Origin of the sequence: Azospirillum sp. RU38E, assembly GCF_900188385.1 — a bacterium.
Lineage (GTDB): Bacteria > Pseudomonadota > Alphaproteobacteria > Azospirillales > Azospirillaceae > Niveispirillum.
Window position 1 is genome coordinate 770,987 of record NZ_FZOI01000001.1, and the last position, 20,046, is coordinate 791,032.

Genomic DNA, 20,046 nt, shown 5'->3' on the forward strand with positions numbered 1-20,046 from the left:
AACTGCCGTTCATGGAATGGACGGATCAGGCGATCATGCTCAGTGCCCGCCCCTATGGGGAGACCGCCGCCCTGGCGGTGCTGCTGACGCGCGACCATGGCCGCCATGCCGGACTGGTACATGGCGGCCAGTCCGGCCGCCACCGTGCGGCGCTGGAACCGGGTTCCCGTGTTGCTGCCCATTGGCGGGCGCGTCTGTCGGACCAGCTCGGCCATTATGCGCTGGAACTGGAGCGGGCCACGGCAGCCCAGCTGCTGGATGAGCCGGACCGGCTGGCCTGTCTGATCTCCGCCTGCGCCCTGGTCGATACGATTCTGCCGGAACGCGAACCGCACCCCGCGCTTTATGAGGCCACGCTGGCCCTGTTCGATGCGCTGCTGCTGGATGTTTGGGCGGAGGTCTATGTCCGCTGGGAGGTGGGGTTGCTGGAGCTGGCCGGATTCGGCCTGGATTTTTCCCGCTGTGCCGCCACCGGGCGGGAATTGGCAGCACTGGGCAATGAAACCCTCACCCATATCAGCCCCCGCACCGGCCGCGCCGTCAGCACCAGTGCTGCGGAGCCGTTCAAGGATAAGCTGTTGCCGCTGCCGCCCTTTCTGCTGGGGCTTTCGGCGGGCGGCTATGAAGAGGTGAAGCAGGGGCTGGACCTGACGGGCTATTTCCTGGAACGTTTTGTCTTCGCCCAGCGCCATGTCGATCTGCCGCCGGCCCGGCGGCGCTTCGTAGAACGCTATACCCGTCAGCAAACCATATCTGGTATGGATGGCGCATGACCGACGCTGCTTTTGAAATCGTGGACAAGCGCCTCGCCGATGCATTGGGTGAGCGCTATCTGTCCTACGCGCTCTCCACCATCGTCTCCCGCTCGCTGCCCGACGTGCGCGACGGGTTGAAGCCTGTGCATCGCCGCATCCTGTTCGCGATGAGCCAGTTGAAGCTGGACCCGAACACGATGCCGAAGAAATCGGCCCGCGTGGTCGGCGATGTGATCGGTAAGTTCCACCCCCATGGCGACCAGTCCGTCTATGACGCGCTGGTGCGGCTGGCGCAGGATTTCGCCAGCCGTTACCCGCTGGTGGAAGGCCAGGGTAATTTCGGCAATATCGACGGCGATAACGCCGCCGCCATGCGATATACCGAGGCCAAGCTGACCGAGGTGGCCAAGGCCCTGATGCAGGGGATCGAGGAGGACGCCACCGATTTCCGCCCCACCTATGACGGGGATGGCGAGGAACCCATCGTTCTGCCGGCGGCCTTCCCCAACCTGCTGGCCAATGGCTCGGCGGGTATCGCGGTCGGCATGGCCACCAGCATTCCGCCGCATAATGTCGGTGAAATCTGCGGCGCCCTGAACCTGATCATCGAGCGGGAATTGCTGCCCGTCCCGGAAAAGCGCCGTCCGGTGACGGTGGATGAGCTGGTCAGCTGGGTGCGCGGGCCGGATTTCCCCACCGGCGGTGTGCTGGTGGAAAGCCGCGCCAACATCATCGAGGCCTATCGCACCGGGCGCGGGGCCTTCCGCACCCGGGCGCGCTGGACCAAGGAAATGCTGGGCCAGGGCACCTGGCAGGTGGTGGTGACGCAAATCCCCTATCAGGTGCAGAAATCGCGCTTGGTGGAAAAGATCGCCGAACTGCTGGCAGAGCGGAAGCTGCCGCTGCTGGAAGATGTGCGCGACGAGTCGGCCGAAGATATCCGGCTTGTCCTGATCCCGAAGAGCCGGAATGTCGATCCGGCCGTGATGATGGAACAGCTGTTCCGCAACACGGATCTGGAAACCCGCTTCAGCCTGAATATGAATGTGCTGGATGGCGGGCTGATCCCCCGTGTCATGAATCTGCACGAGGTGTTGAAGGCCTTCCTGGATCACCGGCAGGAGGTGCTGATCCGCCGGTCGCGCCACCGGCTGGGGGAGATCGACCATCGGCTGGAAGTGCTGGGCGGCTATCTGATTGCCTATCTGAACCTGGATGAGGTGATCCGCATCATCCGGGAAGAGGATGAGCCGAAGAAGGAACTGATGCGCACCTTCAGCCTGAGCGATGTGCAGGCCGAAGCCATCTTGAACATGCGGCTGCGTTCCTTGCGCCGGCTGGAAGAGTTCGAGATCAAGAAGGAACACGATTCCTTGACGGCGGAGCGGGCCACGCTGGCCAGCCTGCTGGAGGATGAGGGCAAGCGCTGGAAGGCCATCCGCACGGAAGTGCAGCAGATGGACAAGAAATTCGGCCGCTCCACCCAGCTGGGCGAACGACGGACGGAGATCGGGGAAGCCCCGGCTGACCTCGCCGTGCCGGTGGAAGCCATGATTGAGCGGGAGCCGCTGACCATCTTCCTGTCGGAAAAGGGCTGGATCAGGGCCGTTTCCAAGCATCTGGGCCCGGCGGAGACGGCGGAGACCAAATATAAGGAAGGTGACAAGGAAGGCTTTGTCCTTCACGCGGAGACGGTGGACAAGCTGCTGATCTTCGCCAGCAACGGCAAATTCTATACGCTGGGCGCGGACAAGCTGCCGCGTGGCCGTGGCTTTGGTGAGCCGGTACGCCTGATGATCGATCTGGGCGAGGCGGAAATTATCGGCATGTTGCGCCACCGGCCCGGCACCCGTCTGCTGGTGGCCTCCAGCGACGGGCGCGGCTTCCAGGTGGAAGCTGATGATGTGGTGGCACAGACCCGCGCCGGCAAACAGGTTCTGAACACGGGCGATGGCTCCACCGCCGTGCTGGCCGTGCCGGTGGAAGGCGATGCCGTGGCGGTGATCGGCAATAACCGTCGCCTGCTGGTGTTCAAGCTGGAAGAAGTGCCCATCCTGGCGCGCGGCAAAGGTGTCGCCCTGCAGAAATACAAAGATGCCAGCCTGTCGGATTTGAAACTGTTCAATCTGGCAGACGGGTTGAGCTGGAAGCTGGGTGGCACGGAAGGCCGGATGCGCACTGTTGCCATGCCGGAACTGTCCGGCTGGGTGGCCTTCCGCGGCACACCCGGCAAGCTGCCGCCCAACGGCTTCCCCAAGAACAATAAATTCACGGACTGAATATGGTGAAATCCCGGCCGGACCTTCTGGATAGATTTGCAGAAGGTCCGGCCGGGACTAGACTCACTCCCGTTAAGAACCGGCAACCAGACCGGTGAGCAGGGGAGTGACGAAGCGCATGGCCGGAAGGACGCAGCACCTGCTGGCGGCATTTTCAACATGCCTTGCCATTACTGTGCCGGTGCGTGCCTCGGACGTTTTGCAGTTCCTGACCAATATCGCCCCGCCTTATCAGGAAATGGTGGATGGTGCCTTGGATGGCAGTTCCATGCGCACATTATCCTGCGTGATGACCCGGTTGAATCAGCGGTATGAGGTGGACCTTGCCCCCTGGCTGCGCGCCCGGGAACAGGTGCGCAATGGCGCCGCCCAGGGCCTGTTTTCCGTGGCGGCGGATTTTGACAACCAGAGCGGCAATGGCCGGCTGTCGCTGCCCCTGGCGCTGGAACGTTGGGTCTGGGTGACCCTGACGGGCGTGAAGCCGATGCGCTTTGCCCTGGAGAAGGATCAGCGGGTGGCGGCGGTGCTGGGCTCCAACCAGTTGAAATGGCTGGAAGGGCAGGGGGCAAATATCGGTGGCGGTGCCCGTTCGACGGTGCAGCTGTTGCGGATGCTGGCGGCCCGACGGGTTGATGCGGTGCTGGTGGACGAGGCGGAATTGCATATCGCCTGGCAGGAAGCCGGGGTCGATCCCACGGCACTGGCGGTTTCCTTCGAACGCTATATGCCGCTGGGTGTCTATTTCTCCAACGCCTTTCTTGATGCGAATCCAGGCTTTCTGGAGCGGTTCAACCGGGAGATTGCGGCATGCCCTTCCAGCAGCATGTCGCTTTCCCCGATGGAGCGGCGGGCGGTATTGGCGGCTGCCCGCCATATCCAGGAAATGCTGCTGGCAGAACCGCGCCTGCTGCCCGCCTTGTTGCTGGCAGATCAGGCCAGTGCCGGCCTGTCCGTGCCGCAAATCCTGGAGCGGGATGGTCTCTATCAGCGGCACCGCACCACCATGAACCATCCACTGGTGCGGGCCGTGCGGGACCATCCGCTCTCGGCCTTGCTGGCGCGCTTGCGTGCCGCATCGAAAGGGGAGGTGGCTGAAATTCAACTGTTCGACAATGCCGGCCTCACCTTGGCAGCCGATCCGCTGCCCAGTGATCTCTGGCAGGCGGATGAAGCGAAGTTCAGCCAGACGGTGCCCAAGGGGTCGGACAGCATCTTCGTCGATGCCATCAGCTTTGATGAATCGACCAGCCAGTACAGTGTTCAGGCCAGTTTCGCCCTGCCCGGCAAGGAGCCGGGCAGTGTTGCCGGTGGGCTGACGATTGGCCTGAATATCGAACACACCTTGAATACCGACGGGGCCAAACCCTGGCTGCCGTAAGGGGCGGCACGGGCACCGGCGGGTGCCCGTGCGCCAGGGGTCAGGCGGCGCGGATATTGCTCAGGAACTGGCCAATTTCCTCCCGCAGCTCTTCCGCATCGCGGGCCAGCTTGCCGGACGCGGTCAGCACATTGCCGGCGGCATCGCCGGTATCTTCCGCCGCCTGTTTCACCTCAATCAGGCCGCTGGAAATCTGCTGCGAGCCATGGGCGGCCTGCTGCACGTTGCGGGCGATCTCCGCCGTGGCGGCACCTTGTTCTTCCACGGCAGAGGCGATGGTGGTGGCGATTTCGCTGACCCGCCGGATCGTGTCTTCGATATCGCTGATGGCGGAGACGACGCCGTTTGTCGCCGACTGAATCTGCGCCACCTGGCTGGAGATATCGTCGGTGGCGCGGGCCGTCTGGCCCGCCAGATTCTTCACCTCACCGGCCACCACGGCAAAGCCCTTGCCGGCCTCCCCGGCGCGGGCAGCCTCGATGGTGGCGTTCAGGGCCAGCAGGTTGGTCTGGCCGGCAATATCGGTGATCAGCTGCACCACCTCACCGATGCGCTGGGCGGCATCGGCCAGGGTCTGCACCGTGGCGCCGGCCTGACGGACCTCACCAACGGCGGTGCCGGCGATCTTGGCGCTTTCCGCCACCTGCCGGCCGATTTCCTGGCTGGAGGAGGCGAGTTCTTCCGTGGCGGCAGCCACGGTCTGCACATTGGCCGACGTCTGGCCGGCGGCGGCGGCCGACATGGCCACCTGGCGCGTCGTCTGTTCCACGGAACCGGACATGGTGCGGGCGGTGCTGTCCAGCTCCACCGCGGCGGTGGCCAGCATCCCCAATGTTTCTGCCGACTGGCCTTCGAACCGGGCGATCAGCGCTTCCAGACGGGCGACGCGCTGGTCACGGGCCGCCGCGGCGGCGGCGGCTTCACTTTCCAGACGGCGCTGTTCCAGGGCACCCTGCTTGAACACGGTCAGACCACGGGCAATGTCCCCCACCTCGTCCGAGCGCTCGGCCCCTTCGATGGCAACCGTCAGATTGCCGCCGGCCATCTGGTTGATGGCCTGGGTGATGCGTGCCAGCGGATTAACCACGCGGCGGGTGAACAAGGTCGCCGGGGTGATCACGGCCGCCGCAATGGCCAGACACAGCAAAATGTCCAGGATGATATTGGTCCGCGCTGAGGCCACTTCCCCGGTCAGATAGTCGCGGCCAGCGGTCAGGGCCGTATCGCGCAAGTTGATGACCGTGCTTTGATTGGAAGATTGCAGCGTGCGGAAGGGGGCAACCTCCAGCCCGGTCTGACCGTCGCGGCGCATGGCGGCTTCGACCTTCTTGTAAATCTCCCCCTGGGCGGTGATGTATTTCGCCACCACCTGGTCTACAGCCGGTGCCAGGGCTTCGGGGCGGTCAACCTGACCGGCCAGCAGCTTGGTGCGCCGCCAGAGTTCGTCGACGCGGGCGCTCAGTTCGGCCAGCTTTTCAAGCTGTTCCGGTTTGGCGGGCGCGCGCATGGTAACGAACTGGGTCATCAGCGTGCTTTTCGCCCCGAGGGCCAGGCGCATATCCATTGCCACACGGGCGGTGGAGACATAATCCCCAGCGGAATCGTCAAATTCGTTGATGTTGGTTTCCACCTGGTCCAGCGCTGCCCCCAGGGAATCCAGCAGCACCGTCAGGCGGTTGGAATAATTCTTCACCATATTCTGGTCGCGCTGGTCGGCAGGCTTGAGCCCTTCTGCCATGGCGGCACTGCGCAGCGTTTCCACATCACGACGGAAATTGTCGAACGCGGTACGCGCCTTTGCCGCATTGGCCAGATTCTGCATGACCTCGGCAGCGGCCTCCGTGGCATTCCGGCTGGCTGTGACCTGTTCCGTCATTGCCTTGCGCAGGGTCTCTTCCGCCGGCTTTTCGTTAAGCAACGCCAGATTGATGCTGCCGCGCTCAATCGCCACCAGTTCCAACACCTTAACCAGCTTGCCAGCCGCATCAATCTGCTTCAGAGCCTCACTCCCGGCATTGTAGCGGGCGATCTGGCTGCTTAGGACCAGCAACGACATGATGATGGCAATCATGCCGGTGATCGATACACAAATGATGAAGAAATTCTTAACCCGCATCTTTCTGGGTTCCGTCGACCTGGGTAAGAGAAGAAATTAGGCTCCTTATGGCACCGCGTGAATGACTTTTCTCTTTTTGAATTTGCATATCGGCTACCGATTAAATAAGCGCCCCTTCTGTCGCAGCCATTATCCTGCCTTTAATATTTCATTAATTTATTTATTTACGAAATATAATCGTTCGTTTGAAAATCTATTTCTACTCAGTCGAAAGGAGAAAGGGCCATGACGGTACCCGTCATGGCCCTTTCTCCAAGCAACCCGATCAATCGCCTCGGCATTTAATGATAGATATGCCAATCAGTCAGGTGGGTGTCTTGCGTCGTGCACCCGCTCTGTTCTTCATAAAAAAGCAGAGTCGCAGGTTTCTGCGCCTTTGGTCAGTCGGGGCACACGGCATATCTACAGGGGAATGCCGCCGCAGCCAGCGGCGGAAGGATGCCTCAGTTGGTCATCCCCGCCCTGCTTTCCACCATCACCCTGATATCCTGCGCGCGAATCCATTCCGGCGATCCGGCCGGCAAAAGCCGTTCGGCCCGGTCGGCGTGGAACTTGGCGGCGCGGATATCGCCCCGCGCCAGCGCCTCTTCCGCCCGCGCATAGGCAAGCTGTGGCTGCCGGTCGGCCCGGCTATAGGCGCTGGACAGCAGGCGCCAGACCAGGGCGGAGCCGGGTTCCTGGCGGGCGGCGGCATTCAGGTGGCCGATGGCCTCATCCAGGAAACGGTCATCCCCGACCTCCAGCAGCGCATGACCGAGCGAGGCGCGCAGCAGGCCGGATTCCGGGTCCAGCCGCACCGATTCCCGATAAGGGATCACGGCATCGGCGGGGCGGCCATCCTCAAACAGGATCTGCCCCTTCAATTCATAGAAATAGGCGTTGTTCTTTTCCTGGGCGATCAGCCCGTCGGTCAGGTTCAGGGCCTCGCTGGTGCGGCCCTTCTGGTAGAGCGCGATGGCCCGGCCATAGCGGGCGGGCAAGGCATTATCCTTGGCATCATAATGGCGCAGCGCTTGATCGGGCCGCAGGAAGCCCATCAGCTTGGCCACCATCCGTTCATGCTTGTCGTAGAATTCCTCCGGGAAGCGCTTGCCGTTATTCTTCGACTGGGTTTCCACGAAATAACGGATGGCCTGGATACGATTCTGGGTCAGCGGGTGGGTGCGGACAAATTCAACCTGCCGGTTTTCCGGCAGCAATTCCTGCCCGGCCAGCTTCTGCATCATGGCCAGCAGCCCTTCCGAGCTCCAGCCATTCTTTTCCAGATAGACGGTGGCGGCGGCGTCGGCGGAACCTTCCTGGGCACGGGTGAAGGCGAAGAAGGTGCGCATCGCCGCTTCCTGCCCGCCGCCCAGCACGCCCATGCCGATATCCGACCGGCCGGCGCCCAGGGCTGCCGCCAGACCCAACAGGGTGAAGATGGTGGCGATGGTGGCGGCGTCCGACATGGCATCGCTGCTGCGGGCCAGATGGCCGCCGGCAATATGGCCCGTCTCGTGCGCCGTCACCCCGATCAGTTCCGGCAGGGTGGTATCCATCAGGAAGCCGGTATGGAAGAACATGTTCTGTCCGCCGGCGACGAAGGCGTTCAGCGAATCCGCCCGCACCAGCCCGATCGTCACCGCCTCCGGCACCACGCCGGCGGCATTGAAGATGGGGGTGGCGTAGTCGCGCAATATATGCTCGATTTCGGTGTCGCGGATGAAACTGATCGACTGTTGCGCCATCGCTGGCTGCACGATCAGGGTCGCCGAGATCAGCAAGGCCACGGCCGTCCTGGCAATCCGCTTTGGAATCGCAAACATGAGTCTATCCATTGCCAACGCCCCTCAGCCCGACACTAGCCATGAAAATTGGGGCGAGGGAAGGGCGCAGTTCAAGGGGCAGGGGACGAATTGGGCGGCATCGGCGCGCGGTACTGTCGCACCCTTCATCGTGATGGAGGTGATGCGCGCCGCCAATGAGCGGGCGGCGGCCGGCGGTGACGTGCTGCATCTGGAAATCGGCCAGCCCAGCACGCCCGCCCCGCCCAAGGTGATTGCGGCGGCGCGGGCCGCCCTGGATGCCGACAAGATCGGCTATACCGATGCCTTCGGCGTGCCGGTGCTGCGCGAGGCAATTGCCCGCTGGTACCGTGATCGCTATGGCGTGTCGGTACCGGCCGAGCGCATCGCCGTCACCACTGGTTCATCGGCCGGGTTCCTGCTGGGCTTTCTGGCGGCGTTCGAGCCGGGGGATCGGGTGGCCCTGGCGTCCCCCGGCTATCCCGCCTATCGCAATATCCTGAAGGCCCTGGGGCTGGAGGCGGTGGAGATTGAGACGGGGCCGGACACCCGGTTCCAGCCCACCCCGGCGCAACTGGCCGCACTGGACCGGCCGGTGCGCGGGCTGATCGTGGCCAGCCCGTCCAACCCCGCCGGCACCATGCTGTCCCCGGCGGCGCTGGGCGAACTGGCGCACTGGTGCGAAGAAAATGGTGTCCGGCTGGTCAGTGATGAAATTTACCATGGGATTGAGTTCGGCCCGGTGCCGGCCCAGACGGCGCTGGCTTTTTCCGACCGTGCCATCATCATCAACAGCTTCAGCAAATATTTCAGCATGACCGGCTGGCGGCTGGGCTGGATGGTTGTGCCGCCGGAACTGGTGCGGGCGGCCGAATGTCTGGCGCAGAACCTCTATATTTCCGCCCCCACCCTGTCGCAATATGCCGCCGTGGCGGCGTTCGACAGTGTGGCGGAGGCCGACGGCCATGTTGCCCGCTATCGCCGCAGCCGCGACCTGTTGTTGAACGAATTGCCAAAGGCCGGCTTCGACCGGCTGGCCCCGGCCGACGGGGCCTTTTATCTTTATGCCGATATCAGCGGTCTGACCGATGACAGCGAGGCGTTTTGCCGCCGCATTCTGGCTGAAACCGGGGTGGCCCTGACGCCGGGTCTGGATTTCGATCCCGCCCGCGGCCGCCATTTTCTGCGCATCAGCTTCGCTGCGTCGGAAGCGGAGGTGGCGGAGGCCGCCCGCCGGCTGGTGGCATGGCGGCGGTAGAGTCTGTCTGAAATGCTTTCCCTTTCCGTCACCCCGGCGCAGGCCGGGGTCCAGGTTCGTAGAGCAAAGCGCTTGTGCCCCCTGGACCCCGGCCTGCGCCGGGGTGACGGTGGGTACTCAACCTGAAAACGACAGACGCTGCCGCCTTCCGCCCCAATCTTCTTTAAAACCGCACCTCCCCCACCACGCCAAAGGCGCGCGGGTCGCCCAGATTGGCCCACTGATAATTGACATAGCGGCCGGAATAATAATCCTGGTCCAGCAGGTTGGTGACATAGGCATAGACGCCGAACTGCTCCGTCTCGTACCCGACCTTGGCGCCCACCAGCAGACGGGCGCTGTTCAGCCGGTCATCCTGGATGGCGATTTCCGAATAGGAATCGGTGGTGTAATTGGCGTTCACGTTGACATAGAGGCCGCTTTCATCCCGCCAGGTGCCGCCACCGGCAATCGTCCAGTGTGGGGCAAAGCGGAATTCATATCCGGCCAAGTTGCGGGCGGTCAGCCCGCTGCCATAGGAGAAATCATCAAACTTGGTGCGGGTATAGCCGACCGAGCCATAGACCGACAGCGCATCGGAGACGATGTAATTGGTCTCCAACTCCGCCCCATAGAGGTGGGAGGAACCGGCATTTTCCGTCTGCGTGTCATAAACATTGCCGGACAGCTGGATGGAGACCTGCTGATCCTTGAAATCCATATAGAAGGCGTTGGCATTCACCGTCAGCCGCTTGTCCAGCCATTGGCTGCGCAGCGACAATTCATAGTTCCAGACATATTCCGGATCATACTCCACCACCGAAGCACGGGCGGTATTGATCATCACGCCACCGGAACGATAGCCGCGCTGGGCGACAAAGCTGGTGGACAGGTCCGGTGTCCATTCATAGGTGACGCCGGCCTTGGGCAGGAAGGCCCCGAAATCCACTGATTTTTCCGGCTGGGTGGAACTGGCGGCGCGGGCTTGGCGTGCCAGTTCGCCATTGATGCCAGTAATGATGGTGCTGACCGGGGCGGTGAAGCCGGCCGGGTTGGGCAGGGTGGACAGGATGGTGACCCTGTTATCCACGCTGCGCGTCTGCTTCTCCTTATCCCAGCGGAAGCCGCCCAGAAGCTTCAGCTTGTCGGTCACCGTATAGGTGGCGTCGGCAAACAGGGCATAGGATTCCACATCCTCGGGCGTGTCTTGCAGCGAGCGCAGCCGGACATCGGTGGGGTAGAGCGCGATCACGCTGTTGGCCAAGCTCTGCGGCAGGCCATAGCCGCCCTGCGCCGGCGGGGCCACCAGCAGGCCGGCAAGGCCGGCCCGGGCCAGGCTGAGCCCGACGCCGGTGTCGGATTTATCATGGCTGCGGCTTTTGGCGTAATAGAGCCCGGCCACACCGGTTAACCCGCCAAGATCCAGATTGGCCCGTACTTCCTGCGACAGGCTGCGGGCACGATCCCCCAGAACGCCCGTTGCCTCAGGCTTGGCCGTGCGGTCATTGTCGCTGGCATAATTATATTTCACCAGGCTCCAGGTGGTCAGCGCCGTCAGGCTGACTTCCGGGGACAGGCTGTAGCTGGCATCCAGCGTGGCCATGTCGGTGCCGACCTTGGTGCGGGTCTCGGCATCGAAAAAGGCCAGCCGGTCCTTGAACGGGTTGGGTGTGCTGATATCAGTGTAATTCTCGCCCAGGAAATTCTTGGCGTGGCTGGCATTGAGCTTCACCACCAGATCGGGCAGGCCCGCCGGGGTGAACAGCAGCTTGGCGCGGTAATTTTCCAGCCGCTTGTAATCGGCATGGTCGTTGCGGGTGACGTTGCGGATATAGCCGTCGCTGTCCGCCCGTTCGGCAGACAGGCGGAAGGCCAGCACATCTTCCACCAGACCGCCGCCAACGGCAGCGGCATATTCCCGCCGGCCGCCTTCACCAACGATCAGCCGGGCCTTGCCCTTGTAATCAAAGTTGGGATCTTCGGTGGTGACGATGATCGCCCCCGCCAGGGCGTTGCGGCCCTGCATGGTGGATTGCGGCCCGCGCAGGATTTCTACCTGCTTCACATCCCACATATTGATGGAATTGAAGGTGATGGCCCGGCGCGGCATTGCCGCCCCATCAACATAGACCGTCGCCATCGACCCCGACCCGGCACCGGAGACGTTCCAGCTATCCATGCCCCGGATGGAGAAGCCGCGCCCTTCGCGCCCGGCCACATTGGCGGCGCGCAGCAGCACGTCGTTCAGGCTGGTCAGCAGCTCATTCTCGATCTGCTCCTTGCCGATGACCTTCACGCTGGTGGGCGTGTCCTGCACCGATCGGGCCTGTTTTTCCCCGGTGACGATGATTTCTTCTACGGCGCCGGCTTCAGCCACCTGGGTTTCCTGCGCCTGGGCGATCACACCGGCCAACAGGGCGACAAGGGCCGCACCGGCCCGCATCAGGTTCTTCTGCAATTCCCACTCCTGTATGAGGTGCATGGTGGGCGACTTGTTCTGATTGTCAGTCGCAATTTCCGGCCATGCGAGATTGAGGCGGGCCGCTGCCACCGGCCCGCTGTTTATTTGGTTATTCGCCGTCTCAGGCCCGGCCGGTCTGGGCCAGTGCCGTGCCACCCTTCCATTGCCAGGCCAGGGTCAGGCCGATGGCACCGGCGGCCAGCAGCAGGGCGCCATCGATCCACCACATCATCGGGTCGCCGGCCCCCTGCCAGCGCAGCCCATGGCTGACCGCCAGCAGGACCAGCAGCAATGCGGTGACCAGCCGCAGCCGGAAGGAGAGCAGCGCCGCCTCCCAGCGCAGGGCGGCCAGGGCCAGCACGGCCAGGGTGCTGGCCCAGAAAACCGGGATGGGCGGCCAGCCCGCCGCCAGCGCGGTGAGGGCGGAAACGGTGAAGGCGATGGGCTGGCCCCAGAAGATGGCGGCCCAGACCCGTTCCCAATGTGGGGCCGGATTGCCCCGGTCGCGCCGGCGCGCCAGCCAGATGGTGATGCCGGTGGAGGTGACCAGACAGATGGCGATGCCCAGCACGCCATAGGCCAGCTTTACCGGCAATCCACCGAAACTGCCGAAATGCAGCGGCTGCATCGCCGCCAGGGTCTGCATCCCGACCGTCCCCTTGTCATAGCCGCCAACCCAGATCAGCTTGCCGGCCGCATCGAAGCGGTAGCGGTCGGTATAGGCAAGCTGGTGTGGGTCATGGGCGGCAATCATGGCCATCTGGCCGGCGGTGCCGACATGATCGATATGAAGGAAGACCGGTCGCGCATCGGGCGCGCGCTCCCACATCTGGGCCAGCATCGGCGCCACGGCGGGAATGGGGGCAGGGCGTTCATCTTCCGTCGCCTGCGGCCCCAAAACCGCCAGAATGGCCTTCTCCGTATCGCCATTATAGGCGGCATAGGCCAGCACCAGCGTTACCAGCCCCGCCAGTCCCAGAAAGGCACCGGATAGGGAAATGGCGATGTGAAAGGGCAGGCCCCAGACCGACAGGCGGTTATGGATATCGGCTTCCTGCAGGCGGCGGGAGCCGCCCAGCCGCAGGGAGAAGGCATCGCGGAAAATGCGCGGATGCGAAATGATGCCGGACATCACCAGTGACAGCAGGGCCACACCGGAAATGCCGACCAGATAGATGCCCCAGCTGCCGCCATGGAAGGAATAATGGTGCCGGCGCATGAATTCCGTCCAGCCCTCCACCTGCGGTCGGGTCAGATTACCGTCGGCATCCGCATACCAATGCGCTTCCTTGCCGCTATCATGATCGTGATATTCGGCACTCAGCCGGGGCAGCTCCGCCCTGGGCAGGCGCAGGGTGACTTCATGCAATGCCTGATCCTCACGGGCCTTGGCCACGATGTGATCAAGCGTTCGCTGGATGACAACGTCGTCGGCATTCGTCACCAGGGGGGCGTCCGGTTCCTCCCAGCGCAGCAATTCCTCATGGAACACGGCCACCGTGCCGGAGAAGCAGACCAGCAGGATCAGGGCGGCAAAGGCGATGCCCAGGGCCGAATGGCCGGCCAGCATGGAGCGGACGAAGCTGCTGCCGGCCTCCTGGTTTTGTGTGATCCGGCTCATCAAACGGTTCCCTTAAACAGTAGCGGCAGCAGGGCGACGGCATAGCCGGCAATGGCCGTACCGCTCAGCACCATGGCAGAGCGGATGACGCGGCCATCGCATAGGGTCCAGGCCATGCAGCCAGCCCAGACCAGCGGCACCAGCGTGGCGCCGATCACCAGCCGCGTCTGTTCCACCATCGGCGCCTGCATGGCGACCGCAATGCCAATGCCGATGGAAGCGACAGCCCCCAGCGGCCCCGCCAGGATGAAGCGCACGACACCGCGGCCGAATTTCGGCTTGCGCTCCTCCGGCGTGGCGGTGACCCGGCGGGCCCGCGCCGGCCGGATTTCCATATTGGCACCAACGAAGAGATAGCCGGCCAGACACAGGCAGGTGATGCCCAGGGGAATCCCCACCTCTGCCCCAGCCGCCATCGACCATGCCCACAGGGTCGCCAGCACCAGGGCAATCCCCAGCGCCAGCGCCGCCCAGCGGGCTTGATCCTGCCGCGCCCAGGCAAGGCGGAAGCCCGCCAATGCCGCCGCAGACAGGACAAAGCCCAGACCCGCCATCCATGTCATCGCAATGGTTCCCCAACCAGAATTGCCGGGAAACATACGCCAGCCGGGCGCTTACGCAATAGGAATGACAACAATTCTCATTTGAATCTGCGGCAATGCATCCGGGTTCGGATTAATTGCCTTGACGGGGGGAAGGGAAATGCCCATACTCTCCCTTGTCCCTGTAACCAATGAAAGGAGGTGATCCGATGTCTCGTTCCACTTTGCGGACCCGTGCGGATCTCTCCGTCACCGGGCTTATCCTCGGCTGATACGGATTGGGTCCGCCGGCGGGTTCTTAACCGCCAAGCGGATCGTCTACGGCTACCGTAGGGGGCGGGGCCGGCACCAGCGATGGGGCCGGCCCCGTTCTTTTCTGTTTTGCTGCCTTGTGTCCGCTCTCTTGTGACCAGACCGCTGCAATTTGTTCCGTTTTGTCCGTGACGCTGCTATCAAGGCCGGCAGTGCCACCGTGCGTAACCAAGAATTCCGGGTGTCCCTTTCGATGAACCGCCACGACCGCCGCCGCAAGATCGCCGACATCAGCAAGACCGATGCGATGTGGTCCGCCTTTCCCGCCGATATGCGCGCGGCGACGGAACTGCATCGTCAGGGCCGGCTGAAGGAAGCGGCGGATACCTATCGCAAGATCACCAAGGTCTATGCTGACCATCCGGATGTGCGCGTCGCCTGGTCCAACCTGGGCGCCACGCTGCAGGGTCTGGGCAAGCTGGATGAGGCGGTGCCGGCCCTGAAGAAGGCCCGCGCCCTGAAGCCGGATCACCCGCCGCCGCACCATAATCTCGGCATGGCGCTGGCCCAGCAGGGCAAGTTCGAGGAGGCGCTGGAAAGCCTGTCCCGCGCCGTGGAACTGGACCCGGCTTTCACCAATGCCTGGGTCGGTCTGGCCCTGGTGCGTGAACAGATGGGCGACCTGCCGCTGGCGGTGGAAGCCTATCGCAGTGCCGCCGCTGCCGACCCGCGCGCCGTCGATCCGCGCTTCAACCTGGGCAACCTGCTGTTCCGGCTGGGCCAGGTGGAAGAGGCGCGCGTCGCCTTCACTGAGGTGCTGACCCTGCGCCCGCCCTTCCCGGAGGCGATTTTCGCCCTGGGTCGCACGCTGGAAGTGCTGGGCGATCTGGAAGGGGCGGCCGAACGCTATCTCTCCTCCACCACGCTGGCCCCGCAGGCCCAGGTGGCGCATGTGCAGTTCGCCAATCTGGTGCTGGCGATTGCTGAACAGGATCGGGCGAAGGCCCTGACCCTGGTGGATCGCTGGAAGGCGGCCCATCCCGGCCACCCGCTGGCCCCGCAATTGGACGAACGGCTGGCCGCGCCGGCGGCAGAGGGTCCGGCAGAGGCCTGATTCTTTAAGGTGCAGCCGGTGGGGGCTTCCCGCCGGCTGTATCAATCCTGCGGGTGGAGATGGTCGATCCGCTCAGCCATGGCGGCAAAGGCGGGGCGGGCGTAGCGATAGCCCTGCATCAGGCTGATGCCCATTTCCCGTAGTGCCTTTTCCTGTTCCGCCGTCTCGATCCCTTCGGCGATGACGGTGATGCCGATTTCCCGGCAGGCGAACAGGATGCCGCCGACGATGGCGCGGCGGATACGGTCAGCTTCGATGCCGCGCGTCAGCTGCATGTCGATCTTCACAATATCCGGCTGAAACTCCGCCAGCAGGTTCAGCCCGGAAAAGCCAGCGCCGAAATCATCAATCGCGGTGGTGAAGCCCTGGCGCTTATACTCGGTCAGGATGCGGCGCAGATGCGGCGCATCTTCCACCCGTTCCGCCTCTGTGGCTTCGAACATGATCTGTGAAATGGGAAAGCCGGTGCGGCGTGCCGTTTCCAGCGTGGTGCGGATGCAGGTGGCCGGCTGATAGACGGCGTTGGGCAGGAAATTGACCGACAGTTTTTCCCGCATCCCCAGCGCTGCCGCCATTTCGATCGCCTTTACCCGGCAGGTCTGATCGAAACTATAGCGGTTATCATCATTGACCTGATCCAAAACCCATTGGGCCGACTGGCCCTCCGTCCCCCGCACCAGGGCTTCATGGGCGAAGATCGTCCCCTGCGCCAGATCGACGATGGGCTGGAATGCCATGGTGATGGGTATTGTCATGGGTGTCCGGCATTTGCCGCCACAATGATCAAAATCGGGTTGTTGATCATGCGGGCTGTCCATGGGGGCGCATCCGGTCCAGACGATGGGAGTGGCTGGCGGTTATGGTAACCCGCCAGCCTTGATTGTCCGGACTCTATTGACGCGCTTGCCCGTCGGCAAGCGCGTCTTAAGGTCTTTCCATCGACCTTAGAGCGGATCGCGGAAAAGCGGAATCGCTTTGGAGCGTGAATCCGCTCGCTGAACAAGGACTTAGAGCCGGGTGCGTTTCCGTTTAAACGCACCCGGCTCTAGAACTTCACCGTCCCGCTCAGCATCCATTGCAGGGGGGCCTGCGGATAATAGGCGTAAGGCCCGTCGCTCTTGGCGACGACGCTGTTCACCTTGCGGTCGAACAGGTTGCGCCCGGTCAGGGTCAGTTCCAGCGCCTCCATCGGGGCCCAGGTGATGGCGGCATTCACCAGGGCATAGCCGCCGGCCTTGCGGCTGTTGGCCCCGTCATAGGCATAATCGCCCGACACATCCACCCAACTGCGCAGGGTCAGCGCCGGCTGATCCAGCCGCTGGCTGATTTCCACCCGGCCGCTATGGCGCGGCACGCCCGCCACATCCTTGCCGGTGAAATCATAGGGGATGTTGGTGTCCGGCTCCAGGAAGGCGTTCTGCGTCCAGACCGCATCGGTGAAACCATAGCTGAGCGCCAGTGCCAGACCGGGATTGATATCCCGCAGATCGGCATTGGCCTCCAGCTCCACCCCGCGTGAGCGCTGGCGACCGGAATTGATGGTGCGGGCGGATGCCCCCACCGGCAGCAGCTGCAGCAGGTCACTGCGTTTCAGCTGATACAGGCTCAAGGTGCCGGTCAGGCGGTTATCCAGCAGGGTGGCCTTGATACCGGCTTCGATATTCTTGGCCAGTTCGGGCGCCAGATTGGTGTCGCGGTTGCGGAAGGACCAGAGCGGGCCGAAACCCGGGCTGAACCCTTCGCCATAGGTGGTATAGGCGGTGACGTTTTCCGCCACCTGCCAGCGCACCGACAGCTTGGGGCTGAGCCGGCTGTCGCTGTCCTTCACGGTTACCTCCGGGTCCGGGCCATAGCCGCTGCCCGACGGACCGTAGAAGACCTTGCGCTGGAACCGGTCATAGCGGGCGCCGGCCGTCAGGGTCAGGGCCTGCCAGCTGAAATCCGCCTGGGCGAAACCGGCCTGGGTTTCGTTGCGGGCATGGGCATCCATCAGCCGGCTATAAAGCCAGTCGCCCTGATTGATATAGGAGCCCGTGGCCACATCGCGGCGGCGGATATAGAACAGGGGACCGAAATCGAATTCCCCGCTCCAGCTTTCAATGTGATTGGCGTTGATGCGTTCGGCCGAACCGCCGGCCAGCAGCCGCCAATGATCATCGATCCGCCAATCGACCTGCTGTTCCGCGAAATAGGTGTCCGTGCTGCCATCGACGCGGAAGCCGCTGAAATTCACCGTGCTGTCGCCGGGGGTGAAGCGCTGGAAGGCACCCTGTACCGCACGGGTATTGGCATGGCGGTAATGCAGGCGGGTGGTGGATGTCACACTATCGGTGACATCGGCCTCCAGCACAGCGGTGCTGGTCCACATGCGCTTGTAGAAACCGGCCCCGTCATTGTTCCAATTGCCATCCCGCCCGCCGGGCAGGGCAATCGGGGTGCCGCGCTGATCGGTCGGCAGCTCGCCTGCCAGATCCTGCTTGGTGTTGACGTAAGTGCCGGTGAGGTTGAGGCGCAGCCGTTCGTTCAGGTCCAGCCGCTGCTTGGCGAAGATATTCTCCTCATTCCGGCCGGTGCGGTCGCGCCAGCCGTCGGACCGCTGCAATTCGGCCGATAGCAGCAGTGCGCCGACATCGCCGGTCGGGCGCTGGATCATGGCGGCGGCCTGCCGCCAGCCATCGGAACCGATGCCGGCCTGGGCGGCCGCCTGCGGTTCATTCGTCACTTCGCGGGTGACATAATTGATGGTGCCGGCAATGGCGCCCCGGCCGTAAAGGGCTGAGGTGGGGCCACGCACCACTTCCACCTGGCCGACAGCGCCAAAGGGAAGCTGTTCCATATCGCCCTCGTCATCGCCGGTGACGAAGGGCACGCCATCCAGCAGCACGACAACCGTGTCGTTATGGATGCGGTTGGGCACGCCACGGATGCTGATATCCGTATAGGTGCCCTGGTCATTGGTGCGCACATTGATGCCGGGCAGGCCGCGCAGCTCTTCCCCGATGAAACGGGTGGCCTTGGGCTCGAAATCCGCCCGGTCCACGCGGGATACCGAGGCGGGAATGTCGCGGATGGCGGTGGCGCGGCGGGTGGCGGTGACGATGATCTCGTCAATAGGGGAGGCGGCTTGCGTCTCCTGCGCCTTGCCCGGCTGGGCGGTGAGTGACAGCGCTACCAGGGCGGTCATCGACGCAATACGGGCGTAAAGGCGTTGGGGTTTTTGCATGGTTGCGGAACCAATGTATGGGGTTCGATCTGGGTTCCGCGCCTCAATCTTTGAAATCGTTCGCTAAAGCAAGCACGGCATCTCCCCCGGATGGCAGCCCTGCGCCATGGGCGGGGCGGGGGATCAGCAAAACGGCGCGGGTTTTGCCCGCGCCGTCTGTATGATAGCCCGCAGAAAACCGGCCTTTATTCCGCCGCCACCGCAAAGGGCAGGGACAGGTTCAGCATGTCCAGTTCGGTGCCTTCGCGGGCCGCAAAAGCACCGCTGAAGGCGCGGGCGGCATCGCGCTCAATGGCGGCGATGGCTGTATCATCATGGTCGGGGTCATGGTGGAACAGGCAGAGATGCTTGGCCCCCGCCTCCTTCACCAGCTTCACGCCCTCACTCCAGGTGGAATGGCCCCAGCCCTGGCGGGTGGCATATTCCTCATCCGTGTAGGTGGCATCATAAACCACCATGTCGGCGCCATCGATCAGGGCCAGAATGTTCTGGTCGATCTGGCCGGCGACATGTTCGGTATCGGTGATGTAGCAGAAAGCCTTGCCGCCAAACTCAATTCGGTAGCCGACGGCCCCGCCGGGATGGTTCAGCTCCCCCGTCTTCACCACCAGACCGGGGGCGAGGTCCAGCCGGTCGCCGGCATGGAGGTTGTTGAAATCGATCTTGGCGCGCATGGTCTTCAGCGGCACGGGGAAAAGCGGCTTTTCCATGCAGCTGGTGAACACTTCGCCGATGCATTCGCAACCGGTCAGATCGCGGGCGAAGACATTCAGGCTGAAATCCGGGCAGTAGCCAGCCTCAAAAAAAGGGAAACCATTGATATGGTCCCAATGCGCATGGCTCAGCAGCAAGGTGGCATTGCGTACATGGTCGCGCTTCAGCCGTTTGCCCAGGGCGCGCAAACCGGTGCCCGCGTCCAGGATCAGCGTCTGGCCGCCGGCCGTTACCTCCAGGCAGCTGGTATTGCCGCCATAGGTGAGATGGGAAGCGTAAGCGCAGGGGAAAGTGCCGCGCACGCCCCAGAATTTAACCTTGAACTCCATATCCGCCCCTTGGCGCCGGGCAAAGGGCCCGGGCCTTCACCCATCCAGATACCGGATACATTCCGATACTCAGTGGAAAGGTTCCAGAAAAATAAGCGGACCAGCATTGTGTACATGTGACGGGGAACACAGGAACGGCGCGCAAAAGCTCATGCCGGCTCTGTTCTGTCATGCCTTTGAAACAGAACCGCCGCGTTTCCATGCCCAAAGCCATCTGATGCATGGGACAAGTTTTTTCGCG

13 protein-coding genes are annotated in these 20,046 nt (G+C 63.2%); 5 read left to right on the forward strand and 8 right to left on the reverse strand.

The window, feature by feature from the left end; all coding sequences use genetic code 11:
- Nucleotides 1-11 precede the first annotated feature (11 nt).
- From recO to CHB97_RS03340, 3 genes are all read left to right on the forward strand, one after another.
- Nucleotides 12-773, forward strand: coding sequence for a DNA repair protein RecO (gene recO, locus CHB97_RS03330; RefSeq protein ID WP_089286878.1), 762 nt, complete (start codon nt 12-14; stop codon nt 771-773).
- Nucleotides 770-3,034, forward strand: coding sequence for a DNA topoisomerase IV subunit A (gene parC, locus CHB97_RS03335; RefSeq protein ID WP_089286488.1), 2,265 nt, complete (start codon nt 770-772; stop codon nt 3,032-3,034). The genes recO and parC overlap by 4 nt, the downstream gene beginning before the upstream one ends.
- Before the next feature lie 118 nt (nt 3,035-3,152).
- Nucleotides 3,153-4,412: an ABC transporter substrate-binding protein gene (locus tag CHB97_RS03340; protein ID WP_089286489.1), complete on the forward strand. Its 1,260-nt coding sequence runs from the start codon at nt 3,153-3,155 to the stop codon at nt 4,410-4,412.
- Nucleotides 4,413-4,452: 40 nt separating this feature from the next.
- Here CHB97_RS03340 and CHB97_RS03345 read toward each other — a convergent pair whose 3' ends face one another.
- Nucleotides 4,453-6,528, reverse strand: coding sequence for a methyl-accepting chemotaxis protein (locus tag CHB97_RS03345; RefSeq protein ID WP_089286490.1), 2,076 nt, complete (start codon nt 6,526-6,528; stop codon nt 4,453-4,455).
- Between the two features lie 443 nt (nt 6,529-6,971).
- Nucleotides 6,972-8,333, reverse strand: coding sequence for a M48 family metalloprotease (locus tag CHB97_RS03350; protein ID WP_089286491.1), 1,362 nt, complete (start codon nt 8,331-8,333; stop codon nt 6,972-6,974).
- On the opposite strand from CHB97_RS03350, the gene CHB97_RS03355 reads away from it, so the two are divergent.
- On the forward strand, nt 8,332-9,570 hold the full coding sequence (locus tag CHB97_RS03355; RefSeq protein WP_089286492.1) for a pyridoxal phosphate-dependent aminotransferase: 1,239 nt from the start codon (nt 8,332-8,334) through the stop codon (nt 9,568-9,570). The genes CHB97_RS03350 and CHB97_RS03355 overlap by 2 nt on opposite strands.
- Before the next feature lie 163 nt (nt 9,571-9,733).
- On the opposite strand, the gene CHB97_RS03360 is transcribed toward CHB97_RS03355, so the two are convergent.
- From CHB97_RS03360 to CHB97_RS03370, 3 genes are all read right to left on the reverse strand, one after another.
- Entirely contained in the window at nt 9,734-12,031 is a 2,298-nt protein-coding gene (locus CHB97_RS03360; protein ID WP_089286493.1) for a TonB-dependent receptor, read from the reverse strand.
- A 100-nt stretch (nt 12,032-12,131) separates the two neighbouring features.
- Nucleotides 12,132-13,631: a PepSY domain-containing protein gene (locus CHB97_RS03365; protein ID WP_089286494.1), complete on the reverse strand. Its 1,500-nt coding sequence runs from the start codon at nt 13,629-13,631 to the stop codon at nt 12,132-12,134.
- Complete coding sequence (locus tag CHB97_RS03370; protein ID WP_143270683.1) at nt 13,631-14,194, reverse strand: hypothetical protein; 564 nt, start codon at nt 14,192-14,194, stop codon at nt 13,631-13,633. The genes CHB97_RS03365 and CHB97_RS03370 overlap by 1 nt, the downstream gene beginning before the upstream one ends.
- Before the next feature lie 484 nt (nt 14,195-14,678).
- On the opposite strand from CHB97_RS03370, the gene CHB97_RS03375 reads away from it, so the two are divergent.
- Nucleotides 14,679-15,539 (forward strand): tetratricopeptide repeat protein, encoded by an 861-nt coding sequence (locus tag CHB97_RS03375; RefSeq protein ID WP_143270685.1) that lies wholly within the window; start codon nt 14,679-14,681, stop codon nt 15,537-15,539.
- A 41-nt stretch (nt 15,540-15,580) separates the two neighbouring features.
- Here CHB97_RS03375 and CHB97_RS03380 read toward each other — a convergent pair whose 3' ends face one another.
- From CHB97_RS03380 to CHB97_RS03390, 3 genes are all read right to left on the reverse strand, one after another.
- Entirely contained in the window at nt 15,581-16,294 is a 714-nt protein-coding gene (locus tag CHB97_RS03380) for an EAL domain-containing protein (protein WP_244559361.1), read from the reverse strand.
- 290 nt (nt 16,295-16,584) lie between these two features.
- A complete protein-coding gene (locus CHB97_RS03385; protein ID WP_244559362.1) occupies nt 16,585-18,762 on the reverse strand; it encodes a TonB-dependent receptor in 2,178 nt (725 codons plus the stop codon).
- Between the two features lie 185 nt (nt 18,763-18,947).
- Nucleotides 18,948-19,805, reverse strand: coding sequence for an MBL fold metallo-hydrolase (locus tag CHB97_RS03390; RefSeq protein WP_089286499.1), 858 nt, complete (start codon nt 19,803-19,805; stop codon nt 18,948-18,950).
- Nucleotides 19,806-20,046: the final 241 nt, after the last annotated feature.